This is a genomic window from Hymenobacter ruber, assembly GCF_054783255.1.
In genome coordinates, this window is the sequence record NZ_BAAGQX010000002.1 from 283,506 (window position 1) to 306,787 (window position 23,282).

At 56.9% G+C, this 23,282-nt stretch carries 11 protein-coding genes; 6 read left to right on the top strand and 5 right to left on the bottom strand.

Going from position 1 to position 23,282, the window contains the following annotated elements; genetic code table 11:
* Positions 1-197 precede the first annotated feature (197 nt).
* Positions 198-1,275 (top strand): peptide chain release factor 2 gene (gene prfB / locus ACYVM5_RS01880; protein WP_460616483.1). Its coding sequence is split into 2 segments (ribosomal slippage): positions 198-257 and positions 259-1,275, totalling 1,077 coding nucleotides; the frame shifts between segments, so codons are not numbered across the junction.
* An 89-nt stretch (positions 1,276-1,364) separates the two neighbouring features.
* Here prfB and ACYVM5_RS01885 read toward each other — a convergent pair.
* Both ACYVM5_RS01885 and ACYVM5_RS01890 read right to left on the bottom strand, forming a co-directional pair.
* The gene (locus tag ACYVM5_RS01885; RefSeq protein ID WP_460616484.1) at positions 1,365-2,846 is read right to left on the bottom strand and encodes a RagB/SusD family nutrient uptake outer membrane protein; all 1,482 of its coding nucleotides are present in this window, start codon (positions 2,844-2,846) and stop codon (positions 1,365-1,367) included.
* 6 nt (positions 2,847-2,852) lie between these two features.
* The gene (locus ACYVM5_RS01890; protein WP_460616485.1) at positions 2,853-6,071 is read right to left on the bottom strand and encodes a SusC/RagA family TonB-linked outer membrane protein; all 3,219 of its coding nucleotides are present in this window, start codon (positions 6,069-6,071) and stop codon (positions 2,853-2,855) included.
* 831 nt (positions 6,072-6,902) lie between these two features.
* Here ACYVM5_RS01890 and ACYVM5_RS01895 point away from each other — a divergent pair.
* The 5 genes from ACYVM5_RS01895 (at position 6,903) to ACYVM5_RS01915 (ending at position 17,772) form a co-directional block, all read left to right on the top strand.
* Positions 6,903-10,133, top strand: coding sequence for a SusC/RagA family TonB-linked outer membrane protein (locus ACYVM5_RS01895; protein WP_460616486.1), 3,231 nt, complete (start codon positions 6,903-6,905; stop codon positions 10,131-10,133).
* A 25-nt stretch (positions 10,134-10,158) separates the two neighbouring features.
* Positions 10,159-11,814, top strand: coding sequence for a RagB/SusD family nutrient uptake outer membrane protein (locus tag ACYVM5_RS01900; protein WP_460616487.1), 1,656 nt, complete (start codon positions 10,159-10,161; stop codon positions 11,812-11,814).
* Between the two features lie 47 nt (positions 11,815-11,861).
* Positions 11,862-12,476 carry a hypothetical protein gene (locus ACYVM5_RS01905; RefSeq protein ID WP_460616488.1) on the top strand — a complete coding sequence of 205 codons (615 nt, stop codon included), beginning with the start codon at positions 11,862-11,864 and terminating at the stop codon, positions 12,474-12,476.
* Positions 12,477-12,915: 439 nt separating this feature from the next.
* The gene (locus tag ACYVM5_RS01910; protein WP_460616489.1) at positions 12,916-16,068 is read left to right on the top strand and encodes a SusC/RagA family TonB-linked outer membrane protein; all 3,153 of its coding nucleotides are present in this window, start codon (positions 12,916-12,918) and stop codon (positions 16,066-16,068) included.
* Between the two features lie 21 nt (positions 16,069-16,089).
* Positions 16,090-17,772, top strand: a complete 1,683-nt coding sequence (locus ACYVM5_RS01915; protein WP_460616490.1) for a RagB/SusD family nutrient uptake outer membrane protein — start codon at positions 16,090-16,092, stop codon at positions 17,770-17,772.
* A gap of 77 nt (positions 17,773-17,849) precedes the next feature.
* On the opposite strand, the gene hslU is transcribed toward ACYVM5_RS01915, so the two are convergent.
* From hslU to lon, 3 genes are all read right to left on the bottom strand, one after another.
* Positions 17,850-19,256 carry an ATP-dependent protease ATPase subunit HslU gene (gene hslU, locus ACYVM5_RS01920; RefSeq protein WP_460616491.1) on the bottom strand — a complete coding sequence of 469 codons (1,407 nt, stop codon included), beginning with the start codon at positions 19,254-19,256 and terminating at the stop codon, positions 17,850-17,852.
* Positions 19,257-19,414: 158 nt separating this feature from the next.
* Positions 19,415-20,476 (bottom strand): type IX secretion system protein PorQ, encoded by a 1,062-nt coding sequence (gene porQ / locus ACYVM5_RS01925; protein WP_460616492.1) that lies wholly within the window; start codon positions 20,474-20,476, stop codon positions 19,415-19,417.
* Positions 20,477-20,685: 209 nt separating this feature from the next.
* On the bottom strand, positions 20,686-23,193 hold the full coding sequence (gene lon / locus ACYVM5_RS01930; protein ID WP_460616493.1) for an endopeptidase La: 2,508 nt from the start codon (positions 23,191-23,193) through the stop codon (positions 20,686-20,688).
* Positions 23,194-23,282 lie beyond the last annotated feature (89 nt).

A 23,282-nucleotide genomic window follows, 5' to 3' on the forward strand; every position in this document is an offset into this window, starting at 1 on the left:
TGCAAAGCACCTGTCGCAAAACCGGGAGCTGCCCCGGCTAGAGGGGAAATAAAGCCGAGCAACCGGCCAGGGCCTCGTAGTACGCCGCAGGGCCCCGGCCGGTTGCCGCTTTGGAATTCGGTACTTTCGCGGTTCAATCAATTTCCTCGGTGAGCCCACGGCACCGCTGCCGGCCACCTTTCACCATTTCCCCCACCATGACCCAAGACCAGATTAAGGACTTGAAGGGCCGCGCCGAGGCCCTGAGGAGGTATCTTTGACTACGATGCCCGCAAAGAACAATTAGCTGCCTACGAGGCCAAAACCACGGCCCCCGGCTTCTGGGACGACTCCAAAGCCGCCGAAGCCACGCTCCGCGAAATCAAGCCCATTAAGACGTGGACCGATGATTTCGACGCCGTGCAGCAAGCGCTGGCTGATACCGAAGTGCTCTACGACTTCCATAAAGAAGGCGACGTGAGCGAAGCCGAAATGCAGGCCGACTACGACGCCACGCTCAAAAAGCTGGAGGAGTTGGAGTTCAAGCGCATGCTCTCGGACGAGGAGGACCAGCTTTCGGCCATCATCGACATCAACCCCGGCGCCGGCGGCACCGAAAGCCAGGACTGGGCCGAAATGCTCATGCGCATGTACATCATGTGGGCCGAAAGCCACGGCTTTGGGGTGAAGCAAATCAGCTACCAGCCCGGCGAAGGCGCGGGCATTAAGTCGGCGTCCCTCGAAATCGATGGGGACTTCGCCTACGGCTACCTGAAAAGCGAAATCGGCGTGCACCGCTTGGTGCGTATGTCGCCATTCGACAGCAGCGGCCGGCGGCATACGTCCTTCGCCTCCGTGTTTGCCTACCCGGTGATTGATGACACCATCAACATCGAAATCAACCCCGCCGACATCTCCTGGGACACGTTCCGGGCCGGCGGCGCGGGGGGGCAGAACGTGAACAAAGTGGAAACGGCCGTGCGCCTCACCCACGCGCCGTCCGGCATCATCATTGCCGTCCAGATTGAGCGCAGCCAGCTCATGAACAAGGAGCACGCCTTGCGCATGCTCAAATCGCGGCTTTACCAGATTGAGATGGACAAGCGCCACGCCGAGCGCGACAAGGTGGAAGCCACCAAGAAGCGCATCGACTTCGGCTCCCAGATTCGCAACTACGTGCTCCACCCCTACAAGCTCATCAAGGACCTGCGCACCGGCATCGAGCGCACCGATGTACAGAACGTCCTCGATGGGGATTTGGACGAGTTCATCAAAGGGTTTCTGATGCAGAGCTAGAGCAAAGGCGAGCTTACTATTAGCCGATTTTGTGCGACAAAAAAAGGCTGCCCGATTGGGCAGCCTTTTTTACGTTGAACGGAAATCCGTTACTTTTTATCCCAGAAGAGTTTAGTCTCAGCCTTGTCACCACCGATGGCGGAAGCAGCCTGCGAGTAGTTAGCACCGTTGATGTTTTGCTCAACAACCGGGTAGAGCAAACGAACCGGAATACCCGAAACAGCTGCAGCAGGAGGCGTCAGCACGGGGTAATCCAGACGACGCCACGAGGTCCAGGCCTCAACCGGCTGGTTGTACAGAGCCACCCACTCCTGGTAAGCAATACGCTGGATAGGAGTACCGGGAGCCGTAGTGAAAGCCACGTTCGGCTGAGCCAGGTAAGCGGCAGCTTCAGCGGCGGTTCCACCCCACTGCGGCTCCGTAATCGAAGCAGTAACGCCGGCATTGTAGTGCGACTCGGCGGTGGTACCTGCACCTACGTTCCAGCCGCGGAGAGCACCTTCAGCCAGCATCAACTCAACCTGAGCATACGATACAATTACACCAGGCAGCGTCTGACCACGGAGTTTGTTGCCGGGCAGCGAGTTGGTGGATTTGCTGTTCGTCGAGCCGTACGTACCACCGTTGAAGGTGCCCGCGGGGACCGTAGTCGAAGTCACCGGGTTGAAATACTGCTTCAGACGCGGGTCTACAACACCAGTAGCCGGGCCAGAAGTACCCTTCAACTGGTTAACAAAATAGCTGGTACCAGCAAAGTCGGTACGGGCGCTTCTCACCAGGTCCTCATAAAGCGGGTTGGTGTTGGGGAACGTGCCGTTGAAAGTCAAGTCGATAACGTCAGCGTTCGATGCCGGCAGTTTACCAATCGTGGACTCAGCCATGGTCTTTGCCTTAGCACCATCAACATCGGCAATAACGAGAGCCATGCGCAGTTTCATGGCGTAGGCAAACTTGAGCCACAGCGCCGTGCTACCGTTATTAATCAAGTCGTTGGCACCGAGGCCCGTTGCTACGGCCGGGTCAATCTTGCCGATAGCTACGTCAAGCCGCGAAATCAGGTCGTTGTAAACGGTAGCCTGGTCGTCGTACTTGGGCTGCGCCTTGTTATAGTCGAGCGCATCAGTGTAGGGAATGTTTCCGAAAGTCTCTACCAGGTTAGCCCAGGCATAGATTTCCAAAATTTCCGTTACGGCCAAAGCGTTGGTCTTGTTAGCAGCAGGCACCGTCAAGTCGGTAGGAATCGTCGTTTTTGCCTCGCGCAAGTCGCGGATGCAATCACGATACAGAGCTGACCAGTACGCATTTGGAATGTTCCGGGTGTTCTGGTCATAGCGCGACTCAGTCGGGTAGTCCGTAGCCGCCCAATATTGAACGTAGAAGCGGAAAGGATTGAGGTTAACGTTCGTGCTTACGAGCGTCCGAGCCAGCGTGCGTTCAGCATTGGCGATGAATCCCGATGCAAGAGCAGTGGTAGGGGATTTGGGGTCAACGTTATAATTGCTCTCCAGTGACCCTACGCAGGAGGTTGTCAGCATCAATGCTGACGCACCAGCAATAAGAATATTTTTCATGTTTGATTAGAAGCTGAGACGGAGGTTAGCACCGAGCGTGCGGATAGCGGGGAACGAGCCAGTGGAATAGCCTTGGCCGAAGTTACCGGAGCTAGGAGCATCTTCCGGGTCAGCGTAAGGCAGGTTCTTGTTGATAATCCACAGGTTGCGGCCTACGATGGAGATATCAGCACCTTTCACACCACCTACTTTAGCCATGAAAGCTTTCGGCAGTGCGTAAGACAGCGATACTTCACGCAGTTTCACGAAGCTGGCGCTGTATACGAAGGCAGCAGCGGGGTTAACCGTGGTGCCGTAGGCAGTGTAGCCATTAACCGTGCTGTTGTCAGCACGAACCGTGTTAACCGAGCCATCCGACTGAACGCCGGGGAAAATTACACCGCCGCCGTTGGCAATGGTGTTACGCGAAGGGTTGCCCAGGTCGTTGAGACCAGCCGTTACAGGGTACAGACCCGTGTCCAGACCATACGACTGGTCCAGCGAGAAGATTTGACCACCGTTGCGTACGTCAACCAGGAAGTATAACGACAGGCCTTTGTAAGATACCGTGTTCGAAACACCGCCGGTCCAGTTAGCATTGGGGTTAGCAATTACTTCGTTAGCGGTAGCGCTTTTCACGTAGTAGCCATCGGTGCCAACCACACGCTGGCCATCCTTGTAAACGTAGTTGAAACCACGGATGGTGCCGAAGGGCTGACCAACAGTAGCGTTGCTCGACACACCACCCTGGTAGTTAGCCAGTACAATGTTGTCTACGCCATCGGCGAGCGACATTACGCGGTTCTGGTTCTTGGTCCAGTTAGCGTTAATCGTCCAAGTGAAATCGTTGGTTTTAACAGGCGTAACGAAAGCAGTGAGTTCCAGACCACGGTTACGCACATCACCGGCGTTAACGTAGCGGAAGCTGTAGCCGGTAGCGGTCGAGATGTTAATCGGAATAATCTGGTCAATCGAGTTCGACTGGTACACGTTGGCTTCGAAACCCAAGCGGGTGTTCAGGAAAGCCATTTCAAGACCGATTTCGGTGCTCTTCGTACGCTCGGGCTTCAACAGGGGGTTGTTCTTAGTGCTTGGCACCGAGAACAGGGCCACCGAACCGAAAGCGGTAGGCTTGTCGTAAGAGTCAACAATGCTGTAAACAGGAGCACCGGCACCTACTTCAGCGTAGTTTACGCGGGCTTTGCCATACGACAACCACGGAGCGGTTTCTTTTACCAGTTCAGAGAACACAAAACCCAATGCTGCCGAAGGGTAGAAGAAGGTGTTTTTGTTCGTTGGGAGAGTCGAAGACTTGTCCTGACGAGCCGTCAAATCCAAGAACAGCATGTCGCGGAAGCCCAGGGTAGCGCTAGCGAATACACCGTCTACTGCCTGGCGCAGGTCTTGCTCAGCAGGTGGGCTCAAAGCCGATACGCTGTTCGACAGCGAGTACAGCTCGGGAATAACAAGGCCACTGTTGGTGGTAGCGCGGATAGATTTCGTAGCCTGACGACGCATGTTGGCACCCAACAGACCGTTGAAGCTCAGGTCCTCGTTGATTTTAGCTTTGAAGTTACCAATCAGGTCAAAGTTGGCTTCGCGGTAGGTACGGTTGAAGCGGCTGTAGCCAGCTACGTTAACCGAGCCATAAGCCATGCGCTCTTCCTGCAGGTCGTCGTTCGAGTCCAGGGTAACGCGGCCCAGTACGCTAAACCAATCCGTTACCTTGTAGTTAAGGGCAACGTTGCCGAAAGTGCGGTAGCGCGAATCCGTTTCGAAGCTCTTGGCACGGGAGAAGTAAGGGTTGTTCCAGTATTCTGCTTTAGAAGTAGAGCTGGGAGCCGACAGGTTCCAGCTAGCATTCAGACCAGCGTACTCGTACGCCTGCTTTTGCTCTTTCAGGTCAACGTTGGTCTGCCACCACTGACGGAAGTTGGTCATCAGGTTTTCACCGAACGTACCGCTGTAGCCGGTGCCATAACGGCCTTTGCCGTCTACTTCCGAGAAGTTTACCGAAGCACTAGCCGTCAGGCGGCTCGTGAGGTTCAACGTACCAGCGAAGTTGACAGTGTTTTTGTTAACCTGGCTGTTTGGCAGTACACCTTTATCGCGTACGCTGTTGTAGCCGAGTTTGAAGGTACCTTTTTCGTTACCGCCGTCGATGGTGATGCTGTTGTTCAGCGTGCGAGCGGTTTCGAAGAAAGTCGACGGGTCGTTAGCAGCAGCTACCCAAGGCGTAGCCTTGCCGAAGCTCGAAGTACCCGGTAGGAAAGCATTCCACTGGTATACGTTCAGGTTCGGGTCGAAACGCGGGCCAGCTGATGCGTCAGCGTCCAGTTGGTTGTAAGTATCAGGGATACCATCGCCGTTCACGTCATCCGAGTTGAAAGTAGGGCCGTAACCAGCGCCGTACTCCTTCTGGTAAGTAACGAAAGTGCTTTTGTCGATGCGACCACCGGTGATACCAGCGTTGATGGTAACGCCCAGGCCCTGACGGCCTTTCTTAGTGGTGATGAGGATAACGCCGTTACTAGCACGCTCACCGTAGAGAGCGGTAGCAGCTGCACCTTTCAGAATCGTCATGGTGGCGATGTCATCCGGGTTGATGTCGGCGGCAGCGTTGCCGTAGTCATAACCACCACCACCGGTCTGCTGACCCGAGGTGTTGGTGTTGGCGTTGCTGATTGGCACACCATCTACTACGAACAACGGCTGGTTGTTACCAGTGATTGACTTGGTACCGCGAATCAGGATGTTGGTCGAGCCACCCAAGGTGTTGCTCTGACGGATTTGCACACCTGCTACTTTACCCGACAAGCCGTTGATGGCGTTGGGGTTACGAGCGGCCGTTACTTGGCTGCCTTCCACTTGCGTGGCAGCGAAGGGCAACGAGTTACGGGTACGCTCCTGACCGAGGGCGGTCACGACTACTTCACCAAGCTGTTTGGTATCGGCGGCCAGCGAAATGTTGAAAGTAGAATTGGAGCCGATAGGCTGCTCAATGCTGGCGAAACCAACGGAGCTGATGCTAAGGGCCGTGGCGCTTGCCGGCACACTCAGCGAGAAGGAACCATCTGCATTGGTTGATGCACCGATGGTGGTACCTTTTACCAGAACCGTTGCACCGGGCAAGCCTTGCCCGTTAGAACGGTCCGTCACGCGACCCGAGACAGTTCGGTCTTGTGCATTTACCTGCTGCAACAGGCAGGTCATCAGTAAGACGACCATGAAAAAGAAGTGTTTCATGTAGTAATGAAAATGGTGAGTGAATTGAAAAAAAGTGGTAGAAATGAAGAAAAAAGAACTTAATGAGACCAATCTAATGGCAAGGTATTACAAGTTTTTTTGTTACGCCAATATTTCGCGCCCCCCGGTATTCAATATCAATATTAAGTTGATTGAATACATAAACCAACTTTACTAAGATAAGCAAATCTCGCTAAACACTAGGTTTCGGATGCAAGTATTTTGTATTCTGATAGGTTAGGTCCTCAAAAGTTGTGGGCTCATTCCCGGACAGGCGCCCGAAAAGTACGCCCCAACATGAAGTTTAATTTCATCATCGATGCTTCGATATGTCGGACAACATCATAGCGGCATAGCTTGTCCAAGCGCTGTGGATGAAATTAACGAGCAAAATCAGGAGGATTTGATAGTAGTAGATGACATACTGCTTATATATTCAATGCATTAGCTATTAAAGTTAATGTCAATTTATTAACAAAATCATATACAAAACAACTATAACACAATTAAGAAACGGTGTTATCATTCAAATTATTGATTATCAACGATGTCTGATATAAGCAGACCTATAACAATACGCTTATACACTAAAAGTACAACTAAATAACATTATTATAATCACAACAGCCGTCCGCTTACGGATGAAGTGCGCTGGTATAGCCTAGAATGGCCCCTATCAAAAACGCCAACTTAGCCGCTAAAGGGCTGTCAAAGGCAAATATCACAACTCTACTGTGGGGACATTTTCGGTAAATGCCGTACTTTCATCTTTTAAACTGCCACACCCATACTGTTTTCCTCTTTTTTTCACACACCCACTTTTACAACTCAATGAAGAGAATCTTACTATTAAGCCTGCTCTTGCTGCTGACCCTTGCCGGGCGGAGCTGGGCGCAAACGCGGCAGATATCAGGCCGTGTGCTTGACAAAAGCAATAACGAGGGCTTGCCCGGGGTTAGCGTTATCGTGAAAGGCACTACCACGGGCACTGCCACCGACGCAGATGGCCGCTTTGAAATGAATGTGCCCGCCTCGGCTGCTACCCTGCAGTTTAAGTACTTGGGCTACATTACTACCGACCAAGCCATCGGCGCAAGCGGCCCGGTGAATGTCTCCATGGCAGTAGACAACAAGCAGCTGGATGAAGTAACCGTAACAGCTCTTGGCATTTCGCGTGAAAAGCGGGCGCTTGGCTTTGCCGTTTCGGAAGTAAAGGCTGAGCAGATTGTGCAAAAATCTGAGCCCGACCTGCTGCGCACCCTCACGGGCAAGGTTCCCGGGGTGAATATTCTGAGCTCGAGTGGCGTACCGGGTGCTTCTTCCCGCATTACCATTCGGGGCAACACGTCGTTTTTTGGTGACAACCAGCCACTATTTGTAGTGGATGGTGTGCCTTACGATAACACCCAGACGGAATCGGATAGCCCACTGGTAAACGGGGCTTCGTACTCGAGCCGGACCTCCGACGTGGACCCAAACAACATTGCTACCATCAACGTGCTGAAGGGTGCGGCGGCGGCGGCGCTGTATGGCTCACGTGCCGCAGGCGGCGTTATCGTGATTACGACCAAAACCGGCGGTGGCGGCCGTGGTGCCAAAGGCATTCAGATTGGCTACACCACCGGTTACGCCATTGAAAAGGTGGCGGCGCTGCCAAACTATCAGAACAAGTATGGCGCGGGTTCCAACTTCGTGAACTCCGATGCCAACGGCTCCTGGGGTCCCGAGTTTGGGAACACTATTCAGGGCGCTCCGGCTACAATTGCCCACCCGCAGGCCGGCAACCCGGACTTTCCGAACATTCCGGCAGGCACGCGCATTCCGTACCAGGCTTACCCCAACAACGTCAAAGACTTTTTCAACACGGGTCACCTGTACGAAAACTCGGTGTCGCTGAGCTCTACTTCGGATAATTCGACCTTTACGACCATTGTTTCGCGGGCCGACCAGCAGGGCACCATTCCCAACTCGTCGTTTGTGCGCAACAACATCAGCGCGGGCGGCTCTGGCCGGTTTAATAAACTGACTGTTAGCGGCAACGTTGCTTACACCAACACCAACCAGCAGGGTCCTATTGTGGGGGCTAACAACTCGGCTTCCGGCAGCGCTTCGGCTTTTTCCCGCACCCTGTTTCTGACCCGCAGCCTCAACCTGCAGGGCCTCCCCTACCAGGACCCCGTGACCAAAGGCCCCGTATTTGCCTGGTTGACCACCCAAGCCGATAACCCGCTGTGGTCGGTGGAGAATGCCATTTACAAATCGCGCGTAGACCGTGTGGTGGGCAGCCTGGGCCTGTCCTATGCTATCAAGGACTGGCTGACGCTGACTTACACCGGTGGTGTAAACACGTACACCGATATTCGGTCCAGCACCATCCGGCCCGGCTCCCTGGCCAACCGTGGCGTCAGCCAGATTATCGAAGACAACATTCAGAACACCGAATTCGAGCAAACCGCTCTGTTAAACTTCAACAAGAATATCACCGAAGACATCAGCCTGACCGCCAGCATTGGCCAAAACATCAATGCTCGCAAATACGAAGGCAAGTCTTACCTCGGTACCGGCATTATCACGTTTGGCATCGACAACATCGAGAACACCACGGAGAAAAGCACCTACGGCTATGCTTATGCCGAGCGGCACTTGATGGGCCTGCTGGGTAACGCCACGGTGGGCTACAAGAACTTCGCCTTCGTGACCGTAACGGGTCGCAACGACTTCTCGTCGACGCTCAACCGTGACGGTATTGTTGGCAATACGGGCCGCTCGTTTTTTTATCCGAGTGCCGCCGGTTCGCTGGTTCTGAACGAAGCGTTGAACCTGGACTACCGCTGGCTGGATTTGCTGAAAGTTCGGGCCGCCTATGGTAAGGTGGGCCGCGATGCGCCGGCCTACGCCTCGGGCCCCACGGGCTACGTCACCAACCCCAGCGGTTCGCTGCCCTTCAAGGGCGTGCCGGGCATTGGCATCAGCGGGGTGGTAAACAACGCCAAGCTGACCCCAGAATTCACGTCTGAACTGGAGCTGGGCACCGAACTCGCGCTGTTCCGCAACCGCATCTCGTTCAACGGTACTTACTACGACAAACGCTCGACCAACCTGATTGGGGTAATATCCTATCCATCGGCCACCGGCTACGGTGCAGCCCAGACGAACTTTGGCGAAATCACCAACAAGGGCTTCGAAGTAGCCTTTACGGCGGTGCCGGTTGAAGCCGCTGGCTTCCGCTGGAGCAGCACGTTCAACTTCAGCCGCAACCGCAATATCATTGCCAGCACCAACGCCAACGGCGACACACTTATCCTGGGCAATACGTTTGCCGGTCAGGTTCGCTCAGTGCACATTCCCGGCCAGCCTTACGGCGTGCTGCTGGGCACTGCCCCCCTGCGCGATGCCAACGGGGAGTTGTACATCAATCCCTTGGATGGTCGCTTGGTGCTGTCGCCGAAACTCAAGGTTATCGGCAACCCCAACCCCGACTTCCTGATGGGCTTTATCAACCAGTTTACCTACAAAGGCATTACGATGAACGTAGTGGTGGACTACCGCAAGGGCGGCTCGCTGTATTCGACCACGCTGCAAGAGGAACTGGGCCGCGGGGTAACGAAAGACACCGAAGACCGCAACCGGCTGGTGGTGCTCAACGGGGTTCGTTGGGACCCGGTTACCAAGAAAGCCGCTGTTGACGCAAGCGGCGCCGTTATTCGCAACACCACGGCCATTACGGTCAACGACCTGTACTTCTCCAGCGGTGGCGTGGGGGGTGGCGCGGCGTCGAACGGCTACAACGAGCAGTCCGTGTACGACGCCACCACGGTGCGTCTGCGGGAAGTTTCGCTGGGCTACGACCTGCCCAAAGGCTTCCTTGGCAAAACGCCCTTCAGCCTCTTCAACATTTCTGTTTCGGCCCGCAACATCTGGTGGTATTCGCCTAACCTGCCCAAGAACAGCAATTTCGACCCCGAAACCAGCACTTATGGTGCCAGCAACCAGCAGGGCTACGAGTTCACCAACGCACCAACCACCAAGCGCTTCGGCGTGAACGTGCGGGCGAACTTCTAAACATTTGAATTCGGCTTTTTGTCCTATGAAATTTTTGAAATTTTGCCTGGTACTGGCTTCGGCTGGTACGTTGGCCGTAGCCCCGGGCTGCAAAGACTTTTATAACGTCAACGTGAACCCCCTGACGCCAACGGCAGTGGGCTTGTATTCCCTGTTGCCTGTGACGCAGGTAAACATGGCAGAAGCCCTGGGTGATAACATCGGCGGCCTGAGCCAGTACACCATGGCCCTGATGCAGCAGCTGTACAATACCCGCAGCATCGGCAACTTCCAGCAAACCGGTGATTCCTTCAGCGGCGAATGGGCAGTGCTCTACCGCGGCGTACTCATCAACAATGAGCGCATTATCACGCAGGGCACTACCGAGCAGCGCTGGAACTATGTGGGCATTGCCCAGCTCCAGAAGGCCTACGTGTTCAGCCAGATGGTGGACGTGTGGGGCGACATCCCTTATTCGGAAGCCCTGAAGGGCGAAGTAAACCCTGCCCCGCGCTTTGATAAGGACGAGGACATTTACAACGGCACCGCCAGTATTCAGGGCCTGTTTTCGCTGATTGACGAAGGACTTGCCAACCTGGCCAAGACCGGTGCAGTACCAACTAAACCTACTTTGGGCGAAGTTGACCTGATTTATAAAGGCGACCTAGACAAGTGGGCGCGCTTTGGCCGCACTCTCAAGCTGAAGCTGTACAACCAGCTGCGCAAAACCACTGCCGCAGCTACGGTACGGAACCAGGTTGAGCCCCTGCTGAATGGCACCGCCGGACCGCTCATGGCCGAGGAAGTCGGCGACTTTCAGCTTGGCTACCTCAATACGGCCAACCCTGATAACCGCAACCCGGGCTACGTGACCGACTACAATGCAAACCCAGAAAACCGCATCGGTCGGTATTTCTACGAAGGCATGCTGACGCTGAATGACCCGCGCAAACCATATTACTTCTACAACCAGCTGGCCGTTGGTGCCTCGACGACTAACCAGGACTACATCAGCCCCCTGGACCCGCGTTTCGTAACAGTGCGCCCCGGTACATCGAGCCAGTATGCCAGCGTGGCCAGCACGGCGAGTGTTCAAACCGTACAGGGCCTGTACCCCGTAGGCGGCCGCTACGACGATGGCAAGGGTGGCAAAACCGGCACCACTTCGGGCAAGGCGGAAGCGCCCCAGCGCCTGCTCACGTACTACAGCCTCAAATACACCGAAGCTGAGCTGCGCCTGACCGTATATAATGATGTAGCCGCTGCGCGTGCCGCATTCAGCGATGCCCTGCAGGCCTCATTCAACAAAGTGAACGTCATTGCTACGGCTGATGGTAGCCCTGTTATTCCGGCCGCCAGCATCACGACCTACAAAAACAGTGCTTTGGCGCGGTTTGATAACGCGGCCACGGCCGAAGACAAGCTCGAGGTTATCATGTACGAGAAGTACGTGGCAAGTTTTGGCTACGGAGTAGATGTTTACACCGACTTCCGCCGCACGGGCCATCCCACCATTCGAGTATCGCAGGAAGCAGTATCGCTGAGCGCGCCCAACAGCGGCCTGTTGGTTGACGACGGCGCTACTCGGGCCAACGGACCGTTCCCCTTGCGCCTGTACTACCCTACCAACGACCTGACGCTGAACCCCAACTCACCCCGCTCCCAGCGCGACGTGACCGCGCCCATTTTCTGGGACAAATAGGAAGGTGTTCTCCTCTTTTTAACGTCTGACTTCATCTTTGTTGATTCATGAAAAATTATTTTGCCAGTTGCCTGCTGTTGCTCTCGGCAGTTGCTGGGCTGTCGTCTTGCCGCGAAAGCAGCAAGCTTCCCGAGCCTAAAAACGAAAGTGTTCCGCTGATTATCCCGGAAGTAAACGCCGACAAATCATTCTTCCCTTACAGAAGAAGCCAACTGTCCGAACAGATACGAATTGATAGCCTTTCTACGCGGCCAGCCTACTACACCCGGCCCGAGTTTCAGTTTGTCGTGAACCCTTCGCAAGGGTACGCCGAGCTGCAAACCGTTGAGGTGTATAAGAGCTTCCGGCGCGGCGGAGCGTTCGGCCCGCGGGTAAAAGTTGGGGATATCACCAGCTTTCCGGCGACTGTTACCCTCACCAGCCAGGAGGCTCTCAAAGACCTGTATCCTAGTGCTGTGCCCGGCACCCTCGCCGTTCTGGCAAACCCTGCGGTGCTCACATTGAACAACCGGATTATCCGGAACGACGCCATTGTATTCACATTTGAGTACGTGCTGAAAGACGGGCGACGCATCGTCCTCACCCCGGTTTCGGCCGACAATACTCTACTTGCCAGTTCGCTGATTAACGCTCCGTTGGCTGCAATTGCCATCTTCAAGTAGAAACCATCGGCCGGTCATCGCGCAGTGACTGCCCGATGAATCGTATGAGTACCGCAACGGTCATTGCCATTGTAAAAGGCATTGAATGATGCCCTTTACAACGGCAATGAAATTTTAATGAAAAAAGAGTGCCCGGAATCAACCGATTCCGGGCACTCTTTTTTCATTAAAAGCTGCTGTGTAAATGCCTGGATAACGGTGAAATACAGTTTACTACCTTATTGTCACCACACAATCAATTATAGACAATATAGAGACAAGTAATTATTAATCAACACATTTAGCAAATTCAGCAGTCTTTAGCAATATGCTTGCGAATGCAGCAATTTTTATCGCCTGCTGTTGGTCATATGCTAATGGTATGGGAACAATGGCCTATTTTTGATAATCTCAACAGTTCCCCCAATTTTTACCTTTTTTCAATTTTAACCCTTAGTCCATGAAAAAAATCTTACTCATGAGTCTGATGCTCATGTTTACCCTTCTTCACGGAGCGATGGCGCAAACGCGCACCGTTTCGGGGAAGGTAACAGACCAGGTATCAGGTAACGGCTTGCCGGGTGTTACGGTGCTTCTGAAAGGCACCACCAACGGCGTTTCCACCAATGCTGACGGGGCGTATAGCCTGTCGGTACCAGAAAATGGTGGCACTCTGGTATTCAGCTCTGTGGGCATGGTATCGCAGGAGCGTGCCATTGGCAGCAACTCTCAGATATCGCTGGCGCTGGCAACGGATACCAAGCAGCTCAACGAAATTGTGGTGACCGGCTACGGCACCCAGGAGCGCCGCGACCTGACCGGCTCCATCGCGACGGTGCAGGGCGAAGCCATTGCAGATTTGGCCACGCCTAGCTTCGCTCAGCAATTGGCGGGCCGGGCCGCAGGCGTGAACGTGCAGACGCCAACCGGCCTGCTCGGACAACAGCCCCGCATCCAGATTCGGGGCACCAACTCCATCTCGTCAGGCACTTACCCGCTGGTAGTGGTAGACGGACAGCCCATTTTCACGGGCAATACCAGCGCATTCGCCAATGGTTCGAGCGCGCTGGCGGACATCAACCCCAACGACATCGAGTCGTACGAAGTGCTGAAAGATGGCTCTGCAACCGCTATTTACGGCTCGCGGGCTGCCAACGGCGTTATCCTTATTACCACCAAGCGTGGGCGCAAAGGCAAAGCCAACGTTACCTACGACACCTACCTCGGCGTAGCCAAAACCCTGAAGCGCTACGAAGTGCTGGGCGCGGCTGACTTTATCACTATCAGCAACGAAAAGGAGCGCAATGCAGGCGGTCCGGGCACCATCGCGGCTCCTTACAACGACAGCAACGGCAACCCGGTAAGCACCAACTGGCAGGACGAAATCTTCCGCACGGGCTTCCAGCAGAACCATGTGGTATCCGTGTCGGGTGCAACCGACAAAACCAACTACTACTTCTCGGGCGGCTTCACCGACCAGACCGGCGTTATTAAAGCCAACTCGCTGCAGCGTTTCAGCTTCCGTTCCAACCTTGATTCGGAAGTGAAAAGCTGGCTGAAGGTGGGCATGACGCTCGGCCTGAGCCGCACGCAAACCCTGGGCCTGAACACGGCGGTAAATACCTTGTCGGGCAACGTGGCCAACGCGCTGGTGCTGCTGCCCAACGTGCCTGCCCGCAACCCCGATGGCACGCCGTACTCCAATGCCGCCGGGGCCCTGGGCCAGGGCAGCAACAAAGCAGGCATTTCCTTCGCTTATCCCAACATCATTTTCCCGCTCGAAAACAACATTTATCGTTCTTTGAGCTACCGCATTCTGGGCAGCGGCTACCTCGAAGTAGAGCCGGTGAAGCACCTGCGCCTGCGCTCGCAAATGGGTACCGACACCCAGCTGCAAGATGACTTCCAGTACCTGGACCCTCGCCAAGGCGACGGCAAAGGCCCGAATGGGTCGGTGTTCCAGTCGTTCAGCCCCAGCATTCGCTGGAACTTCATCAACACGGCTACCTATAACAACGTCATCGGCGAAAACCACAAAATCAACGTGGTAGTAGGTGCCGAATACCAGAAAACCACTACCTCCTACTACCAGGCGCAGGGTACCGGCCTTTCTGACCGCACCCTGGGCCAGAATGGCATCATCAGCTCCACGATTTCTACCCCTACTGTTTTCGGTGACTTCCTGGAAAACGGCCTGCAATCGTACTTCGGCCGCTTGAACTACTCGTTCAAAGACCGTTACCTGGTTAGCTTCACGCTGCGTTCGGATGAACTCTCGTCGCTGCCGGTGGCCACCCGCCGCCATGCCTATCCCGGTGGGTCGCTGGGCTGGCGCGTATCGGAAGAAGGTTTCTTCAAGAATTCGTCACTGGTTAACGTCTGGAATGACTTCAAAATCCGCGGTTCGTATGCTTCAGTTGGCAACACCAACATTGGCTACTTCCCCTACGTGGGCTACTATCAGCCCGCGCAATACGCTTCGCAGCCGGGCATCAGCTACGGTCAGTTCGGCAACGACCAGCTGAAGTGGGAAACCTCGAAAAAACAGGATTACGGCATTGACCTGGGCTTCTTCAAAGGCCGCCTCAACGTATCAGCCGACTACTACCGCAACGACGTGGATGGCCTGATTCTGGCAGTGCGCACGCCCCTCTCGGTCGGCATCCCCAACAACTCGTCGTACAACGCCAACGTGGGCGCCATGTACAACCAGGGCTTCGAGTTAACGATTGGTACGCAAAACGTTCGCAACGAGAACTTCACCTGGTCGTCCAGCTTCAACTTCTCGACGAACAAGAACCGCGTTACCGCGCTTAGCAACAACGAAGACCTGCTCTTCACTTACAACATCACGCGCGTAGGCGAGTCGGTGGGTTCGCTTTACGGCTACGACTACCGCGGGGTAAACCAGGCCAACGGCAGCCCCATCTACCGTCGTCTTGATGGCGTGCTGGTACAGGGCAGCACCGCGCCATCCGGCACCACGGCCAGCCGCTACTACGTCTACGACCCCGCCAACCCCGGCGCGGCCTTCGTCAACAGCGGCACGGGCGCTAACCTGAGCTCGCTGACGGCTGCCGATAAAATCGTATTGGGCCAGACCAACCCGAGCATCTTCGGTGGCCTCGGCAACAATTTCACCTACAAAGGCTTCGACCTGGATGTGTTTTTCCGCTATAGCCTCGGCAACAAGCTGATGAACATCACGCGCCAGCAAATGCTGCGCACCGACTTCCTCAACAACAGCACCGAAATCCTGACCCGCTGGCAGAACCCCGGCGACCAGACCGATGTGCCCCGCATCGCATCGGGCAACAGCGGCTTTGTGAACCAGGACGGTAGTGGCTCGTCGCGGTTTGTGGAAAGCGGCAATTTCCTGCGCATGCAGAACATCACCCTCGGCTACAATCTGCCCGCACGCATCCTCGGCCCCACTACGCTGAGCCGGGTACGGGTATTCGTACAGGCCCAGAACGTGTTCACCGTAACCAAATACAAGGGTGTTGACCCCGAAGTAAACAACTCCCCCACCTCGAACAACACGACGGGAGTTGACTACAACAGCAACCCGCAGCAGCGGGTGTTCACCGGCGGCGTCAACGTAGCCTTCTAATTTCTAAATCTTGCTATTTTCATGAAGAACATATTCAGCATAATTGCCGGCAGCCGCCAACGGGTCCTGGCAGCGGCATTTACCGCTACTCTAGGCCTGGGAGCTTGCCAGGTGACGGACCTGCAACCGAAAGACGTGCTTTCGGAGTCAGCCGTTTACAACGACCCGGCGCGCATTGCGCTGGCCGTAGCCGGTGTTTATAACTCGGCTCAATCGGGTTTTTACGACCCTTTGAACGGCACAGCCCTAGGGGTTCGCGGCTATCCTTTTGGCGCTGCTTCCATTGACCTGGGCGATGCCCGGGGCGAAGACGTGACCGATATGCTCGGCTTCTTCGGCATTGTGTTTTCGAACACCGTGACGACGGCCAGCCCGAACATCGTCAATATGTGGTCGAACTGCTACGCCCTAGCAAACCAGGCCAACGTTACCATCGAAGGCGTTCGGAAAGCGGCCGCGGCCGGGGTTATCACCGCTGCCGATGCCGCTGTTTACGAAGGCGAGTTGCGTTTTCTGCGGGCGCTGGCCCACCACGAACTGGTGCTGAACTATTCGCGGCCCTTTGCCGAAAATGGCGGCACCAGCCCTGGCGTGCCTTACCGCGATACGCCGGTGAATACCATCGCCGGTCTGGAGCTGTCTAAAACGCAAGGCCGCGGCACCGTGGCCGATGATTACACCAAAATCCTGGCCGACCTTGACTACGCCGAAGCCAACCTGCCGGTAACCCGTACCCTAGCCATTACGCCCGCTCCACCGGCTCCTTCGGTAACGCGGGCCACCAAAGGCGCGGCCATTGCGATGAAGCAAATCATCCGGCTGCATCAGGCCAACTGGACCGAGCTGATTAAGGAAGGCAACAAGCTCATCACGGGCACCACTACCTTCACCAGCCCGGCTCCATTTGGCGGCTCAACGGCACAGTACCAACTGATGGCCACGCAGCGCGCGGCTTTCCCCGGCGGACCAGTTGCCACGGCAGAGAGCATCTTTTCAATTGAAAACAGCACTGCTGACAACACGGGTGTAAACGGCGGCCTGTCGAGCGTGTTTGCCACCACTACCATCAACGGTCGCTCTTTGCTCGGGGTAAGCCCCATTCTCTACAATGCGCCCTTCTTCACCTGTGCGGACCTGCGCCGCACCGCGATGATGGTGGCTAACCCGGCCGCTCCGGCGTGCTACGTTATCAGAAAGTACACCGACCCGGCTAACAACTCTGATTTTGCCCCCATTATCCGGTACGCCGAGGTGATACTGAACCAAGCCGAAGCCCTGGCCCGCACCGGCAACAGCACCCTGGCCCTCAGCATGCTGAATGCCGTACGCAACCGCTCGGTAACCACCGCTGCTGACCAGTTTGCCGCCGGCTCGCTTACCGGCAACGCCTTGGTTCAGGCCATTCTGAACGAGCGCCGCATCGAGTTTGTGGGCGAAGGCAAACGCTGGGGCGACATTTCACGCCTTTCGTCGGAGCCTGCTTTTGCTCCCATTCCAGGGGGCGGCATCCCGGCCAAGTTCTATGGCAACCTGGGCAGCAGCCAAGTGTCGCTGGCACGCTATGCCTGCGGCAACACCGGCTTGCTCACCGGCCAGCTGGTTTCGGCTACGCCGGCCACGGCTACGCAGTTCCTGTGGCCTATCCCGGCCCTGGAGGTTGGCAGCAATCCCACGCTGGCCGCTCAGCAGAATCCTGGATACTAACCCACTGCCTTCGCTTGCTACACACAAAAAATCCCGGCCAATTGGCCGGGATTTTTTATTTATCTAAACAAGTGAGGCTACAAAATGTACTGGCTCAGGTCGCGGTTTTTCACCATATTGCTCAGCCGCTCATCAACCAGACCGGCGGTGATGAGGATGCGGGCATTGGCCCCAATCTTATCCGGCACGTCGTAGAGAATGTCGTTGAGCAGACGGCTCATGACGGTGTGCAAGCGGCGCGCCCCAATATTCTCCACCTCGGCGTTCACCTCGAAGGCAATTTCGGCCACCCGCTCCAGGGCAGCATCTTCGAAGGTCAGCTCCACTTCTTCGGCTTTCAGCAAGGCCTCGTACTGCTTGGTGAGCGCATTTTTGGGGTCTTTGAGAATGCGGACGAAATCTTGCTTGGAGAGGCTTTGCAGCTCGACGCGGATGGGGAAGCGGCCCTGTAGCTCGGGAATGAGGTCTGAGGGCTTGGAGACGTGGAAGGCGCCGGCAGCGATAAACAAGATGTGGTCGGTGTTGACAATGCCGTACTTGGTGTTCACGGCTGAGCCTTCCACGATGGGCAGCAGGTCGCGCTGCACACCCTGGCGGCTCACGTCGGGACCACCGCCGCCGCTTTTGCCGCCGCTGCTGGCCACCTTGTCAATCTCATCGATAAAGATGATGCCGGCGTTTTCGCACTGGCGCACGGCTTCGTCCTTCACTTCGTCCAGGTCGATGAGCTTGGCGGCTTCCTCGTCGAGTAGGAGCTTGCGGGCTTCGGCCACGGTCACCTTGCGCTTGCGGGTTTTCTTGGGCATCATGTTGCCCAGCATGTCCTGCAGGCCTGAGAGGGTGCCTTCATCCATGCCGGGAGGCGCGCCCATCACGCCGATGCTGGGGCCGGCCTGCGCTACCTGGATTTCAATTTTGCGGTCTTCGAGCTCACCGTTTTTGATTTTCTGGCGGAACCGCTCGCGGGTGCGCTCGTTGAGTTCGGCATCGGAATGGGGCATTTCGTCGCCTCCCCCACTGCCGAAACCGAGCCCGGTTTTGGTGCCCGCAGGCTGGGAGATGGCCGGAATCAGGGCATCGAGAATAAGTTCTTCCACGGCATCAGCGGCCTGCGCTTTTACGGCTTCCTGGCGGCGGGCCTTCACGCGGTTGAAGGATTGCTCGGCGAGGTCGCGTACCATGCTTTCCACGTCGCGGCCCACGTAGCCTACTTCGGTGAACTTGCTGGCCTCCACTTTCACAAAGGGCGCGTCGGCGAGGTGGGCCAGGCGGCGGGCAATTTCGGTTTTGCCCACGCCGGTGGCCCCAATCATGAGGATGTTGTTGGGCACTATTTCGGCCTGCATATCGGCCGGAGCGTGTAGGCGGCGCCAGCGGTTGCGCAGGGCAATGGCCACGTGACGCTTGGCCTCGTGCTGGCCGATGATGTACTTATCGAGTTCGGCCACAATCTGGGCCGGGGTCAGGAAATCTTGGTTGAGCATGGGCAGTGTACGGAGGCAGGGAGGGAGAGGATAAAAGAACTGTCATCCCGAGCGAAGCGAAGGGCCCTCTCACGTTTGCGCCGGTTTGATGGTGCAAATGTGAGAGGGCCCTTCGCTTCGCTCGGGATGACAGGCGTTGTTCGTTTCAATTAGACTGTTTACTCCTTCTTTTTAAACAGGGAATTCAAATTGCGCGAAATAGTGAAATACTCGCTGGAGCCAGCCGCCTGCAAGGTAGCGTGGGTGTAGTCAATCTGGAAGGTGCTAATCTTCAGCATCACGCCAAACGATAAGCCGGCGCTGCCGCTGGTGTTCTCAAGGCGCAACTCGCGGCGCTGCAGGTGGTTGTAAGCAGCCCGGAGCTGGAAGCCCTTGCCGAGGATGAGGGCGGCGCTGGCGGTGAAGTGACGAGCCAGGTTGTCGCCGAAGCTTTTGGTCGCCTTTTTCTCGTTGCCGCTAGCATCAAGCTGGCCACGGGCGTTGGGGTCAAGGTACTGAATGTCCCACTGCTGCAGGTGGTGGGCCGTGAGCGAGAAGCGCAGCGGCATGTGCTCGGGCTTCACGGTGGCCCCGATTTGTACGTCGAGCGGCAGCGGGCCGCGCTCGGTGCCGGGGTAGGGCGAGAACTGATAGCCGGCATTTTTCACGGCCAGGCCCGCCGTGAAATCGGCCGTGGGGTGCTTGTACACCACGCCGGCATCGGCCACACCGGCCAGCGAGCGGCTGCCCGCAATGCTGGACACGGCCAGCTTGGTGGTAGCCCCAAACGTGAATTTGCCCTTGGTATAAGAATCCGTCACGCCCACCGTGTACTCATTCACGCTAAATGTACCCAGGCTGTTGCCGGCCGGGTCATAGCTCTCGAAGCTGCCGTAGTTGAGGTAGGTGACACCCACGCCGAAGCGACCGGCTTTCTCGGTATTGAAGACGTAGGCGGCGGTGCTCTGCTTGATATCGGCCAGGTAGGCCACGTAGCTCAGGGCCAGGCGGCCGTCCATGTCGGCGTTGAGCAGGGCCGGGTTGCCGTAGAGCATGGTGGGGTCGTCGGTGCGGGCCGAGACGCTCATCCCTCCCAAGGCCGCCAAATGGGCGCTGGGCGGCAGGTCCAGAAACGGAAATACCGTGCGGCCGCCCAACTGCTGCGCCGCCGCTGGCCGCAGCCCCATCAACCCAATCAGAAGTAAAAAACCGGTAGCCCGGCGCGCGGAAAGCTGCTTCATATAGCTAAGGTACGGAGGAAGGAAAGCCTCCCTGGGGCGATAACGCAACGGCTGGCCTGGAAATTACTTTCGGGCTACTTTTTAGGACACCAAAACGTCATGCTGAGCGGAGCCGAAGCATCTCTACCGCGAGAGTAAATAATTACTTTGGCGGTAGAGATGCTTCGGCTCCGCTCAGCATGACGTTCGGAGAAATTTATTTAGCCCTATTACTGCACCTCCACGCTGGGGCCGGGGGCGGGCACGGGCTCGTCGCGCACGGGCAGCTTCTGGGGGTGCGGCACCAGCTCATCGAGCAGGGCCACGCGCAGCACGTCGTCCACGCGGTCGGCGTAGTGGATAGTGAGGCCTTTGAGGTAGTCCTCCTGAATTTCCTCGATGTCCTTGCGGTTTTTGGGGCAGAGGATAATGTCCTTCATGCCGGCGCGGCGGGCGGCCAGCAGCTTTTCCTTAATGCCGCCCACAGGCAGCACCTTGCCGCGCAGGGTTATTTCGCCGGTCATGGCCAGGTGCGCGCGCACCCGGCGCTGGGTGAATGCCGAGGCCATGCTGGTGAAAATGGCAATGCCTGCGCTGGGGCCGTCCTTCGGCACCGCGCCTTCGGGGAAGTGAATGTGCAGGTCGTACTGCTCAAACAAACGGTAGTCGATGCCAATCTCATCGGCCCGCGAACGCAGGTAGCTGAGGGCTGTAATGGCCGATTCCTTCATCACATCGCCCAACTGGCCGCTCAGCGTGAGCTTACCGCGCCCCCGGCTCAGCAGGCTTTCCACGAACAGGATGTCGCCGCCAACGCTGGTCCAGGCCAGGCCGGTTACCACGCCGGCAGTTTCGTTGTCCTGGTACTGGTCGCGGTCGAAAATGGCCGCGCCGAGGATTTTGCGGATTTCGGCGGGCTCCATGGTGGCGGGCAGGGGCTCCTTGCCGGCCTTGCGGCGGGCCAGGTTGCGCGTCACGGCGGCCAGCTTGCGCTCCAGGCCGCGCACCCCCGATTCCCGGGTGTAGTCGTCGGCCACGCGGTGCAGGGCGGCGTCGGTGATTTTCACTTCGGCCTCACCCAGGCCGTGCTCTTTGAGCTGCTTGGGCCAGAGGTGCTTGCGGGCAATCTGCACCTTCTCCTCCTGCGTGTAGCCGGTCAGGTCGATGATTTCCATGCGGTCGCGCAGGGCCGGCTGGATGGTATCGAGCGAGTTGGCGGTGGCGATGAACAGGACCTTGCTCAGGTCATACTCCACTTCCAGATAATTGTCGGTGAAGGTAGCGTTTTGCTCAGGGTCCAGCACTTCGAGCAGGGCCGAGCTGGGGTCTCCGCGGAAGTCGCTGCTCACTTTGTCAATCTCATCGAGAATAATAACCGGGTTCGAGGCCCCGGCCTTCTTAATCTGGGCGATGATGCGGCCGGGCATGGCGCCCACGTAGGTTTTGCGGTGGCCGCGGATTTCGGCTTCGTCGCGCACGCCGCCGAGGCTCATGCGCACGTATTTGCGGCCCAGGGCCGTGGCAATGCTGCGGCCCAAGCTGGTTTTACCCACGCCGGGAGGCCCGTAGAGGCACAGAATCGGCGCTTTCAAATCCTGCTTCAGCTTGAGCACGGCCAAGTATTCGAGGATGCGCTCCTTCACCTTTTCGAGGCCGAAGTGGTCGGCATCGAGGATTTTCTTGGTTTGCTTGAGGTTGAATTTGTCCTTGGTGTACTCGCCCCACGGCAGGTCGAGCAGAAACTCCACATAGTTCATGTTCACCGAGTAATCGGGAGCCATGGGGTTGGTGCGGGTCAGCTTCTCCATCTCCTTGCGGAAGTGAAGCGCCACAGCTTCGGGCCATTTCTTGGTTTCGGCGCGGGCCTTGAGGCGGTGTACGTCTTCTTCGGAGCCGTCCTGGCCCAGCTCATCCTGCAGGGTTTTGAGCTGCTGGCGCAGGAAGTACTCGCGCTGCTGGGCATCAATGCCAGTGTGCGTTTTGGAACGGATATCCTGCTTGATTTCGAGCAGTTCGGCCTGGCTGAGTAGGGCTTCGAGGAGCAGGCGGGCCTGCTCCTCAGGGTCGGCCAGCTCCAGCAGGCGCTGCTTGGCGGGCAGGTCGAGCTGCACGTTGCTCGACAGGAAGTGCGTGAGGAAAGCCGGCGACTGAATGCCGTCGAGCATGGCCCGGGCTTCCATCGGAATCTCGGGCGTGAGCTCCAGCACCTTGGTCGCGGCCTCGCGCATAGCCTGGAGCAGGCCAAATTCGCCGGGGATTTCGGGGTTCAGCGCCACTTCGGGGAAGTAGCTGACGCGGGCCACGAGCGGCGTGAAGCTCAGCTGCTCTTCTACCGTGAAGCGCACCTGCCCTTGCAGGATGATGGTAATCTGGCCGTCGGGCTGTTCCAGCAGCTTCAGAATGCGGGCCAGAGTGCCCACGGTATGCAGCTCCTCGGCGGTGGGCTCGTCGGCATCGGGGTTGAGCTGGGCCACCACGCCGAGAAGTTTATCGTCGGCGTAGGCTTTGCGCACCAGCTTCACGCTTTTTTTGCGCGTCACGGTCACGGGGAGCACCACGCCGGGAAACAGCACGGTGTTGCGCACCGGCAGGATGGGCAAGGTGGGCGGGGCGTCGTCGCCTTGTAGCAGGTGTTCGGGGTCGGCGGCCATAATGGCAATGGCTTCGGGTTGGGAATTAGCGTCGCTAAGCGTGCGAACCGGAGCCGCAGCGAAAGGATAAAGAGAGGCCAGATGCATGAAAGGAGATAAAGCAGAAGCAACGGCCGCAGGTGCCAGAATGGCAGTTTGGGGCCTTTTGATAGGGAAGATACAAGGTACGGGTTCCC